Source organism: Microcoleus sp. (assembly GCF_049646505.1).
Lineage (GTDB): Bacteria > Cyanobacteriota > Cyanobacteriia > Cyanobacteriales > Microcoleaceae > Microcoleus.
This window is the reverse complement of record NZ_JBARVX010000466.1, coordinates 1-10,506: the sequence shown is the minus strand read 5'-3', so window position 1 is coordinate 10,506 and position 10,506 is coordinate 1. Positions and strand designations below refer to the sequence as shown.

Genomic DNA, 10,506 nt, shown 5'->3' with positions numbered 1-10,506 from the left:
ATCCATCCACTCAAAAAGCGACTGCGCTTGAGCGACGGTTGGATAGATTCGGTAGCGGTAATTCATGGTTAACATTTCACTACCATAGCACATTTAGTGACGAGTATGTCTCTGGTAAATATAAAGCCGTCCTAGAAGGACGGGGTTTTCGACCCAATTTTCTGATAAAATAAACATGATAACGTTCGATCGAGAAAAATGCAATTCCTGGGAAAATGCACAGGACTTGGATTTTTCTCGATCGCACCTACTTGATTGCGGTTGGGCCGCACCTATTACCCTTGGGCCTGCAATTCGCCTAAACGAGCCAACACTTCTTGCGAGTGAATCGTTGGGTTAACCTTGACAAAAGTTTCCCGCAAAATGCCTTCAGGGTCAATAATAAAACTGTGCCGCGCCGAGATAAAGCTCATCCAAGAACCGTAAGCTTTACTCACATTGCCGTCAGTATCGGCTAACAGCGGAAATTTCAAACCTTCAGAATCGCAAAATTCTGCGTGGGAGTTGACATCATCAGCGCTGATGCCGATAATTTGAGTGTTCTTGGCCAAGTATTTCGGCAAGTCTTGCTGGAATCGGCGCGCTTCGATCGTACAACCCGATGTAAAATCTTTGGGATAGAAATAGACTACCAGCCACTTACCGCGATAATCGGACAGCGACACTTGTCCCCCGCCACTGTTTGTCGGCAAACTAAAATCCGGTGCGGCTTGATTCACCGCCGGCAGCTTGCCGCCGAGGGCAAAGGCAGGGGCGGCAAAGTTAAAACTCAAACAGACTAGACAAATTGCCAATAAAGTGCTAAAAAACTTGCGGCGGGAAATCATAAATTCACAACTAGAACTGTACTTAACACAAGTTTACAGTTTTCTGATTAAATGGGTAGGGGCAATTCGCGGATTGCTGCTCAAACCCAAGTCCGGCTTTAGCAACCCTTTGATGATTCGGCGGTTGAAACCGCAATTATGCAAAGGATGTCCGCCTCTGCGGACTAAACAATAAAGGGGGCACTCTACTCGGATTTGGTATCAAAAGCCAAAGATCACTCACTCAAATCACAATTTACTTATGAGCGCTGCACTTCCGTTAACAGGCAAAGCTATTGTAGTCCAGGTAATTAACGGTCAACCCGTTGCGATCGAAGTAGACGGCACTAATGCGCCGATTACCGCTGGCAATTTTGTTGATTTAGTTGAACGGGGTATCTACGATGGGGTGATGTTTCACCGAGTTGTGCGCCAGCCCGATCCTTTTGTGGTACAAGGAGGCGATCCGCGCAGCAAAGATCCTACAATTCCAGCAAGTCAATTGGGAACGGGTAATTTTGTTGACCCGGATAACAATCAGGCGCGTTTTATTCCTTTGGAAATCAAGCCGCAAGGGGCGGCGCAACCTGTTTACAACCAAGTTGTCACCCAGGCGCCGCAGTTGAAACACACTGTAGGTGCTGTGGCAATGGCTCGTGCTACTGCTTTGAATTCGGCTTCTTCGCAGTTCTATTTTGCTTTGGATACTTTGCCGTTTTTGGACGGCAATTATGCTGTTTTTGGCAACGTTGTTCAAGGTTTTGAAACGGTGAATGCGGTGCAGCAGGGCGATCGCATTTCTAGCGCCAAAGTCGTTGGAGGAATTGTCCCCAGTCGGGTTTCTAGCATCGTTAACGATGTTAGTTTCCTCAACAATTTAATTAATACTACCAATTTCGTAAATCTATCTTTGCGAGCGCTCAGATTGCCTGATGCCCCGAACAACTATCAAGTCACTTCCCAAGACTCTCAGCAAAACCCCAGCGGTGTACTGGGAGGTAGCGGAAACGATCGCATCGTCGGTTCACCGATTGATGATGCAATTAACGGCACCCAAGGCAATGATACCCTCACGGGCGAAGCAGGCGACGACTTTCTCAGAGGCGGCAAAGGTAACGACTTAATTAGCGGCGGTGTTGGCAGCGATATTATCAACGGAAATCTCGGCGACGATACTATTAATGGCGATGCAGGTAACGACTTTTTGCGAGGTGGCAAAGGAAATGATGTTCTAATTGGTGGCGATGGCAACGATATTTTGATGGGAGATTTAGGCAACGACACTCTCACTGGTGGGGCAGGTGCAGATACTTTTGTTTTAATCGCAGGTGCGGGCGAAACGGATACAATTACTGATTTTATCTCTGCCCAGGGCGATCGCATTGGCATTGGCGGTAGCATTTTGTCAAACCTGGCATTTACTCAATCTGGAAGCAACACTTTAATTCAATTTGGCGGGGCTACTTTGGCCACCGTTCAAAATGCCACGCCCGCAGCCGTTCAAAATGCTACTTTTGCAATTGATTTTTCTACTATTTCCCGTCCCAATGACTTGCCTGTCGGCGACGCTGCCTTCAGAATAGGCTAACTTTAATTATCGGTGTAGGGTGCGCCACAAGCACCTTACCAATTCCCCATTCCCCATTCCCCATTCCCCCATGAGTAATGACTGCTGACTAATACCGCAGCTTTCTAATTTTAGAAACTGCTTCTTGATAATAATCCATTCTCCCCTGCTGATTAAACAGCCCTGCCGCCTTCTGAAAATCATCAAATGCTCCCTGAACTTCTCTCAATTTGTATCTAGTGACTCCTCGGTTGAAATAAGCTTTAGCAAAATCGCGATCGAGACGAATTGCTGACTCAAAATCAGCTAGTGCTGCCAGGGAATTTTCCATTTGCAGGCGGATCGCGCCTCGGTTAAAGTAAGCTTGGGATAAATTGGGGTTGAGCATTAGTGCGGAGTTGTAATCGGCGATCGCCGCACTATAATCTTTTAAACGAGTCAGCACAAACCCCCGATTGCTGTAATACTTGGCTCGGTAAGGATTGAGTTCGATCGCAGTAGTTAAATCTTCGAGAGCAGATTGTTTGTAACCTAATTTGTAGCGGGCAACACCGCGATCGTTGTAAGCTGGCGCGAATTGCGGATTGAGGTTAATTGCGGCAGTGAAATTTTTAATCGCACCGTGCAAGTCTTGTCGTTCGAGATTTTTTAAACCCTGAGTATAAAATTTTTTGGTGGTAAACTTTAAAATTGCCTGTTGTCGGGCTTGGGCTTGCTCGCCCGAAAATACTTTGCCTGCAACATTAGAGAATCGCCAAGATTCGATCGACTGGAGAATAGTTGTGACAACTAATTGACTGGGGGGAAGGGGGATAGTAGGCATCGGAGGGCTGGGGTTTAACTGTATGCTCTCATTTTCCTCCATATTTGAGCTGCTGACAGTGATCTCCGTACTGTTGGGAAGGTGATAAGTTAGATGAGATTTGGTGATGATCGGGTACAGACTTGTGTGAGCATAGTTGGGTTTAGTTAGCGATCCCGATCGCAACTCCGGCAGAATTGCGTCTGTAACCGCCTAAATCGGGAGAGTGGGAGGGGGTACAGGAGCGAGGGTTCTGTAAAACAACCGGGTTTCTAGGGAGGGAGCGATCGCCCGTGCAGGCTCAAGCCCGATCGACATTTCACTAAGATTTTTAAGTAATATTGCCGGTGAAAGTTGCAGGTTATTTGCTATGCTTTGACTGTACATCAAGAATTTATTGTGCAAATTAGTGTCAATGAACAGAGTTCTGAGGTTGAAAACTTTAGCTGCGGCAGTGCTGGCGATCGCCCTGTTCACCCTCTATTTTACTCCTCCTGTTATGGCCGCGAATGCCGAGGATTTGAGTCAGCTATTAAAAGATAATTGGTGCGTCAGCTTTCTGTGGAAGCAGTGCGATTTGAGCGCTGTCGATTTGCGGGGAAGTAATCTCACTGAAGCCAATTTGAGCGGCGCTAATTTGTCCGGCGCTAACTTGTCCGGTGCTAACTTAAAAAATGCTGACCTTTCTCACGCAGACCTCAGCGGCGCTAATTTAGCCAATGCTGATATTTTGGGTACGAATCTCAGTCGAGCCAATTTGACAGAAGCTAATCTCAACCGCACCAAATTGTGGGATGCCAATCTGACCTTAGCGAATCTGAGCCGCGCCAATTTACAAGATGCTAACTTGTTAGATTCTCGACTTTGGGGAAGCAATCTCACTGAAGCTAATTTAACTGATGCGACGCTGCACGGTGCTGACTTGCAATATGCTAATTTAGCCTACACTAATTTGACAGGTGCGGACTTGCACAGCTTCTTTTTTAGAGGTTCCAAACAAGTCACAAATCTCAGCAATTCTAATTTAGAAGGCGCTATTTTAACGGGAACAAATCTCAGAGGTGCGGTGCTGTCGGGGGCAATCATGCCTGACGGATCTATTAATGAAGAAGTTGGCTTGAATTTAAAGTAAAGTTAAATTAAAGTCTGCCTAACTGCACAATCTCAATAACAGGCTTTTCGACCTGTTTCGCAATTAATGAATTATATTCTACTGCAATAGGTTCCGCCTGTTGCCAGCAGCTTGTTGGAGATGGTGTCAAGATATCAATTTAAACCGGGTGCGATCGACCTTTCAACTCCCAACCAGTCAATTTCGCTAAAATCTCCGAGCTCAAACCGAACCGCCCCCGATCTGTTACAATTTGAAATAGATCCTGAACTCACCTGCCTAGGCATACCAGCCCCGACTTTTGTCGCGCAGAGCAAAAAAATTAGATATTTAGTTTGAACTCCCAGATTTATCTGCAGAGTCAATCTAACATCTAAAATCTAACATCTAAAATCTAAAACCGACTGATGGAAACCCTGCAAACCCAACTTTACGAAGTCGCACAATTTGCTAATAATTTAGTAAACACTCAACTGACACATCTCAGTTTAGTCAGCGTCGGAGTCATCTTTCTGGCGGGGTTGCTAACGAGCTTAACGCCCTGTATGCTTTCCATGTTGCCGATCACGATCGGCTACATCGGCGGATACGAAGCAAAAAGCCGCCTCCAAGCCGCCGCCCAGTCGGCATGGTTTTCTCTGGGATTGGCGACAACCCTTGCGGGTTTAGGTATTGTGGCATCATTTGCCGGCCAAGTTTACGGCAAAATTGGTCTGGGTTTGCCGATTGTTGTCAGCATAATCGCGATTTTAATGGGGCTGAATTTGCTGGAAGCTTTACCCTTGCAAATGCCGTCTTTCGACGCTGCGGGCTGGGTTCCCAAAAATTTGCCTGCGGGCGTGCGATCGTACTTATTGGGCTTAACTTTTGGTTTAGTCGCGTCTCCGTGCAGCACCCCGGTTTTAGCTACGCTGTTAGCTTGGGTTTCCAAAACGGGAGATACAGTTTTAGGTGGCGTGTTGCTGCTGTTTTATGCTGCTGGCTACGTTGCTCCGCTGATTGTAGCAGGTACTTTTACCGCAAGCATTAAAAAGTTGTTAGAATTGCGTCGGTGGTCTAGTTGGATTACGCCTGTCAGTGGTGTTTTGCTAGTAGGATTTGGCGTTTTCTCGCTGGTTTCTCGCATACTTCCTGCGTAAGGTTTGTAGTTAGGTTTGTAGTAAGGACTTTAGTTATTGTTGAGTAAAGATATAGCAATCATTACAAAATTAGGGATTTTTTTTTGGCGAACCGCGAAGACGCGAAGTACACGAAGGAAAAACAAAGAAAGACTTTACAATTGATTTATAATTGCTAGATAAAAACAGTTTATTCCTTCTTCCTTCTTCCTTTTTTTTACCCTGAGCGAAGCCGAAGGGCCTTCTTCCTTCCCCCCTTGGGGGGGGTTCTTCTTCCGACGGACTTACATCCGTTACATCCGTTACATAATCCGTTGCCGAACTTCCCTCTTCCTTCATAATTACCAATGACATCAAAAGAAGTATTTTTATCCAAACTGTCAAGCTGGGCGATGGCGCCTCAAAGGTTTTTTAAGCGAGAAATTTTGCCGGTGCTGGCAGATTTGCGGCTGGCAATTATTTTGTTGCTGGCGATCGCATTTTTTAGCATTTCTGGCACAGTGATAGAACAAGGCCAATCGGTAGAGTTTTACCAATCCAACTATCCCGAACACCCGGCTTTGTTCGGCTTCCTAACTTGGAAAGTTGTACTGATTGCAGGGTTAGACCACGTATACCGCACTTGGTGGTTTTTGTCAATCCTAATTTTGTTCGGCAGCAGTTTGACAGCTTGCACTTTTACCAGACAATTTCCCGCACTAAAGGCCGCCCGCCGCTGGAAATTTTATGAAGAACCGAAGCAGTTTGAAAAATTAGCTCTGAGTGCGGAGTTAGAAACAGTTCCTTTAACTTCGTTAGAACAACTTTTGCAGCAAAAAAACTACCGCATCTTTCGAGAAGGTGAAAAAGTTTATGCTCGCAAGGGCATCATTGGTAAAATCGGGCCGATTATTGTTCACGCGAGTATGCTAATTATTTTGGCTGGGTCGATGTGGGGCTCGCTGACGGGGTTTCTCGGTCAAGAAATGGTGCCTAGCGGTGAAACTTTTAAGGTGCAAAATATTATGGATGCGGGGCCTTGGGCGGGGCCGCAAATACCGAAGGATTGGTCGATGCGCGTGAATCGGTTCTGGATAGATTATAGTCCGAGCGGGGCGATCGACCAATTTTACTCGGATCTGTCAGTTTTGGACAAAACAGGCCAAGAGGTCGATCGCAAAACCATTCACGTTAACGAGCCCCTCAGATATCGGGGAGTGACTTTTTATCAAGCAGATTGGGCGATCGCCGCCGTGCGAGTCCGCCTCAACAAAAGCCCGGTTTTGCAACTGCCAATGGCTCAGTTAGACACTCAAGGTCAAGGCAGAATTTGGGGCGCTTGGATTCCGACAAAACCAGATTTGAGTGCAGGAGTTTCTCTGCTAGCAAAAGACTTGCAAGGAACGATGTTAATCTACGGTACTGATGGCAAATTATTAACTACAGTTCGCGCAGGCACCGCTGTAGAAGTTAACGGCGTGATGTTGGCAATTGACGAAGTTGTAGGGAGCACGGGATTGCAAATTAAGGCTGATCCGGGGATTCCGCTCGTCTATACTGGCTTCGGGTTGCTGATGCTCAGCGTGTTGATGAGCTATTTGTCTCACTCGCAGATTTGGGCTTTGGAGAAAAACGGCAAACTCTACGTGGGCGGGCGCACTAATCGCGCTCAGGTGACTTTTGAAAGAGAAGTTGTGGAGATTTTGGACAAGTTGGCAGAATCGAAAACTGCAGAGGGAAAAAGTGGGATATCCCCGACTTCTCTAGCCAGTCAAAGTTAACCGCACCAATCTGTAGGGTGCACGCTGTGCACCTTACAGATTGGGCTCGAACGAAATATAAAATAAACAATAAATGTGGATAAAAAAATAGAATTTAGTCAACACGCCTTGCTGAAAATAGAAATTCTCGAAAGTCACGGGGTTACAATTTCAACAGATTTAATTTCCGAAACTGTTAGATAGCCGAGTTCGGTATAAGCAAGCGGTCAAAAAAGATTGAATGGACTTGTCCTAAGAGTGGTCTACCAAGAATATTCAGATAGAATTTTAGTAATTACTGCTTATCCTGGTAAGAGGTCAAGATATGAAAAAGATTAGATATAGCCCTGATGCAGATGCGATACTGATCGAAATTTGCGATCGCCCGATCGCATTTGCCGAAGATGAAGGGCAAATGATTCTCCACTATTCTAGCAGTGGAGAACTGGTATTGATCGAAATATTAGACGTCAAACAATTTATCTCGTTAGAAGCTTTTTCTGAAGCAGTTAAGTAATACCCATTTCAAAAAATAATGCAACAGTATTCTTGTCCCCCCCCAAAGCATCGGGGGGGCTAGGGGGGGTCGGAGAGTATTGCATGATTTTAGAGAAATGGTATAAATACTAGCCAAAAACCCTCTATTGCCAAAAAACCCGGTTTCTTTGCTTCTTGCTACTGTTTGAGAACTAAGACAAATAATTGTCTAATCTCCCAAACAAATTCCCAAACCCCGGGCCGTTTTAACCAGAGTACCGTTGAAGTCTACCGGTCTATATTTGGAAATCGCATCTTCCAATGGAACGCTGACAACTTCTCGCTGCTGCCAAGATACCATGCAGTCGTATTTCTCTTCGGCAATTAAATCAACTGCTGCAACCCCAAAAGCAGAAGCAATTAATCTTTCTAACGAAGAAGGCGTTCCCCCGCGTTGAGTGTGTCCCAAAACTGTGACGCGGGTTTCTGCACCGCTACATTCCGAAATTGTATCAGCTAAATACTGACCGATTCCGCCTAATCGACTTTGACCCAAGCGATTTGTGTGCATTACTAATTCGCCTGCTTCTGTGCGAACTGCCTCCGCTACTACAATTAAACAGTAGGTTTTTCCACGATCTTGACGTTCTTGGATTTTGGCGCAGATTTGGGAAATTTTGTAAGGAATTTCGGGAATCAAAATTATATCAGCTCCCCCAGCAATTCCGGCACTAATTGCAATATGTCCGGCATCGCGTCCCATGACTTCAACAATTATTACGCGGCTGTGACTTGCTGCAGTAAAATGCAACCGATCTAGTGCTTCTGTGGCAATATTGACAGCAGTATCAAAACCGATCGAACGCTCGGTTACTCCGACATCATTATCAATAGTTTTAGGAATAGCAACTAAATTCAAATTACCTTCGAGAGCAATCTTCCTGAGAATAGCGAGACTGCCATCGCCACCTATGCCAATTAAGGCATCCAGACCGAGTTGATGATAGCCTTGAATAATATCATCGGAGCGATCGCGCACAGTTCCGTCAGCCATCGGGAAAGCAAAAGGGTTGCCCTTATTTGTCGTGCCCAGCATTGTACCGCCAATGGTGAGCCAAGAGTCTACTTTCTCAATATTCAAAGGAATTGCTTGAGGGGGACGACTCATCAATCCGTTGGTGGCTTGACGAATTCCCATTACTTTCCAATTGTATGTTGCCGTTGCGCGGTACACAACGGCTCGTATCACGGCATTTAAGCCTGCACAGTCACCTCCGCTAGTGAGAATGCCGATACACTTTTGTTCTCCCATAATTTATGCCAGACTTTTGTTACTCAGAACATGGGTTGATATTTTTAGATCCCGATCGTCCAATCCTGATTTGCGACGTAATTTAGCGGCTTTAGCCTCCCAAATCACCGTCTCAAATACAACATAAATTTTACTTGGGATTGAGGCGTTTAGAAACTTGGTTGATGATACCGCTGAGAATTGCACCGCCCATGAGAATTCCCAGGGCGGGATTAAATACGGGCTGCCAGAGACTGTACCATAAATCGAAACCGAGATTCACTCCGGTCGATCGTCCAACTACGGCGATCGCAAACCACCCAAAAATAGCAAAGACGAAAAACACATCAGCTACTAGAATCAAGTTGATAAAGTTAAGAATTTTATCTTTCACGGTCGATAGTTCCTTTTGAGTGTATATGTGTCAACTGTTGACTGTTGACTGTTGACTGATGACTGTTGGCTGTTGACGCTTGAGGGCGGGCACTCTTGGCACCGCCCCTACCTGTTGACTGATGACTGTTGGCTGTTGACTCGATTTTATTAGACCTCTTGCAACCGGAAACGATGTCAGTCGATTTTAGATTGGGGCATTGAAGATTTGAGATTTGCTCTCCCGCTGAATCTGGAATCTTGAAGTTTGAGCGAAAAATTTTCTCTCTCCATGACTTAAATTGGGGGCTTGCATCCATTTTAGGGGGGGTCAAAGTTGGGCAAGCTGTGGGCAAAGGAGCGGATCGATCGCTGCAACAGGCGATCGAATAAAGATAAAATATCATTCAATTGTTGTCGCACACTCGTGGTCAAAATATGGTTCGCTATACACTCCCTCAAAGCCCCGAAATTATTTTAGCTGTCAGAGGGAAAGATTCAGCCAAAGCCCGCGAAGAAGCGATGGATAAGCTGATGGAACTCATGGATGAGGGCAAGCTGCCTACGGAACTCGTGGAGGGATTTGGGCCCAAGCAGTTTGTTGAAGTTAAGGATATCGAAGATGCCGCATCTGATGGCGAAGACACAATTACTGAAGCCGTACAGATTTTGAGCAATTTGGCAAGTCTCAAATTGAAAGTCATGGAATCCCGCGAAGAAGCGCTCAAAATCCGGGAGGCGATCGACATTTTGTTTACAGATGAGACTGTGACTGCGGAGGAAATTGGTCGCCTCAAAGACGGTTTCAAAGTTCTCAAAAACTTCGCCCAAGCTAACGTCCGCTATCGAGAAGCTAGGAGCAAAGCTGAGGAAGCGCGGGAAATTCTCGACGCAGCTTTGCAATCTGTAGAACCCGAAAACAAGGCGCAGAAATCCGCGAAATAGTAGCAGGTTGGATTGAAACTAACATTTTGCACCATTCTCGCTTAACAGGCAGGATGCCTGTTCCACAAATAGTAAATTTTCTTGTGGAACAGGCCGGAAAGCCTGTTCATAAAAAGCTTATTGACAATGGTGCAGCATCTCAGTTGAAACCTATAGCAATCCTCGCATCATTTTCAATAACTGGTTAAGAGGCTAAGAGCCTAGGAATCGATGTCACTTTTGAAGAGCCTCCTGCGAAAATGGAGGCAGAGCCTCGCCTATCTGCGTTACCAGGCAGA

Annotated in this window: 12 protein-coding genes; 6 read left to right on the top strand and 6 right to left on the bottom strand. The window is 45.8% G+C overall.

The genetic code is table 11. From position 1 onward, the window contains the following. On the bottom strand, positions 1-66 hold a 66-nt coding region (locus tag WBA89_RS22435; RefSeq protein WP_424409568.1), incomplete at its 3' end, for a helix-turn-helix domain-containing protein. Positions 67-275: 209 nt separating this feature from the next. After that, a complete protein-coding gene (locus WBA89_RS22430; protein ID WP_424409567.1) occupies positions 276-827 on the bottom strand; it encodes a peroxiredoxin in 552 nt (183 codons plus the stop codon). Between the two features lie 241 nt (positions 828-1,068). Between WBA89_RS22430 and WBA89_RS22425 the strand changes: the two genes are divergently transcribed. Next, on the top strand, positions 1,069-2,394 hold the full coding sequence (locus WBA89_RS22425; RefSeq protein WP_424409566.1) for a peptidylprolyl isomerase: 1,326 nt from the start codon (positions 1,069-1,071) through the stop codon (positions 2,392-2,394). An 88-nt stretch (positions 2,395-2,482) separates the two neighbouring features. Here WBA89_RS22425 and WBA89_RS22420 read toward each other — a convergent pair whose 3' ends face one another. Further along, positions 2,483-3,238 (bottom strand): tetratricopeptide repeat protein, encoded by a 756-nt coding sequence (locus WBA89_RS22420; RefSeq protein ID WP_424409565.1) that lies wholly within the window; start codon positions 3,236-3,238, stop codon positions 2,483-2,485. A gap of 352 nt (positions 3,239-3,590) precedes the next feature. Here WBA89_RS22420 and WBA89_RS22415 point away from each other — a divergent pair, with 352 nt between their 5' ends. The 4 genes from WBA89_RS22415 (at position 3,591) to WBA89_RS22400 (ending at position 7,660) form a co-directional block, all read left to right on the top strand. Next, on the top strand, positions 3,591-4,307 hold the full coding sequence (locus WBA89_RS22415; protein ID WP_424409564.1) for a pentapeptide repeat-containing protein: 717 nt from the start codon (positions 3,591-3,593) through the stop codon (positions 4,305-4,307). Between the two features lie 386 nt (positions 4,308-4,693). Further along, positions 4,694-5,425, top strand: a complete 732-nt coding sequence (locus WBA89_RS22410) for a cytochrome c biogenesis protein CcdA (RefSeq protein ID WP_424409563.1) — start codon at positions 4,694-4,696, stop codon at positions 5,423-5,425. A gap of 326 nt (positions 5,426-5,751) precedes the next feature. After that, a complete protein-coding gene (locus WBA89_RS22405) occupies positions 5,752-7,164 on the top strand; it encodes a cytochrome c biogenesis protein (protein WP_424409561.1) in 1,413 nt (470 codons plus the stop codon). Positions 7,165-7,468: 304 nt separating this feature from the next. After that, complete coding sequence (locus WBA89_RS22400) at positions 7,469-7,660, top strand: DUF2283 domain-containing protein (RefSeq protein ID WP_424409560.1); 192 nt, start codon at positions 7,469-7,471, stop codon at positions 7,658-7,660. Positions 7,661-7,849: 189 nt separating this feature from the next. On the opposite strand, the gene WBA89_RS22395 is transcribed toward WBA89_RS22400, so the two are convergent. From WBA89_RS22395 to WBA89_RS22385, 3 genes are all read right to left on the bottom strand, one after another. Continuing rightward, positions 7,850-8,932 carry an ATP-dependent 6-phosphofructokinase gene (locus WBA89_RS22395; protein WP_424409559.1) on the bottom strand — a complete coding sequence of 361 codons (1,083 nt, stop codon included), beginning with the start codon at positions 8,930-8,932 and terminating at the stop codon, positions 7,850-7,852. 130 nt (positions 8,933-9,062) lie between these two features. Then, on the bottom strand, positions 9,063-9,305 hold the full coding sequence (locus WBA89_RS22390; RefSeq protein ID WP_194011923.1) for a hypothetical protein: 243 nt from the start codon (positions 9,303-9,305) through the stop codon (positions 9,063-9,065). Further along, on the bottom strand, positions 9,295-9,690 hold the full coding sequence (locus tag WBA89_RS22385) for a hypothetical protein (protein ID WP_424409558.1): 396 nt from the start codon (positions 9,688-9,690) through the stop codon (positions 9,295-9,297). The genes WBA89_RS22390 and WBA89_RS22385 overlap by 11 nt, the downstream gene beginning before the upstream one ends. A 31-nt stretch (positions 9,691-9,721) precedes the next feature. Here WBA89_RS22385 and WBA89_RS22380 point away from each other — a divergent pair, with 31 nt between their 5' ends. Next, on the top strand, positions 9,722-10,228 hold the full coding sequence (locus tag WBA89_RS22380) for a hypothetical protein (RefSeq protein ID WP_424409557.1): 507 nt from the start codon (positions 9,722-9,724) through the stop codon (positions 10,226-10,228). Positions 10,229-10,506: the final 278 nt, after the last annotated feature.

Excerpts from the sequence above, each read along its gene's own strand:
- WBA89_RS22430 (WP_424409567.1), bottom strand. The coding sequence starts at position 827 with ATGATTTCCCGCCGCAAGTTTTTTAGCACTTTATTGGCAATTTGTCTA.
- WBA89_RS22425 (WP_424409566.1), top strand. The coding sequence starts at position 1,069 with ATGAGCGCTGCACTTCCGTTAACAGGCAAAGCTATTGTAGTCCAGGTA.
- WBA89_RS22420 (WP_424409565.1), bottom strand. The coding sequence starts at position 3,238 with ATGGAGGAAAATGAGAGCATACAGTTAAACCCCAGCCCTCCGATGCCT.
- WBA89_RS22415 (WP_424409564.1), top strand. The coding sequence starts at position 3,591 with ATGAACAGAGTTCTGAGGTTGAAAACTTTAGCTGCGGCAGTGCTGGCG.
- WBA89_RS22410 (WP_424409563.1), top strand. The coding sequence starts at position 4,694 with ATGGAAACCCTGCAAACCCAACTTTACGAAGTCGCACAATTTGCTAAT.
- WBA89_RS22405 (WP_424409561.1), top strand. The coding sequence starts at position 5,752 with ATGACATCAAAAGAAGTATTTTTATCCAAACTGTCAAGCTGGGCGATG.
- WBA89_RS22400 (WP_424409560.1), top strand. The coding sequence starts at position 7,469 with ATGAAAAAGATTAGATATAGCCCTGATGCAGATGCGATACTGATCGAA.
- WBA89_RS22395 (WP_424409559.1), bottom strand. The coding sequence starts at position 8,932 with ATGGGAGAACAAAAGTGTATCGGCATTCTCACTAGCGGAGGTGACTGT.
- WBA89_RS22385 (WP_424409558.1), bottom strand. The coding sequence starts at position 9,690 with ATGATATTTTATCTTTATTCGATCGCCTGTTGCAGCGATCGATCCGCT.
- WBA89_RS22380 (WP_424409557.1), top strand. The coding sequence starts at position 9,722 with ATGGTTCGCTATACACTCCCTCAAAGCCCCGAAATTATTTTAGCTGTC.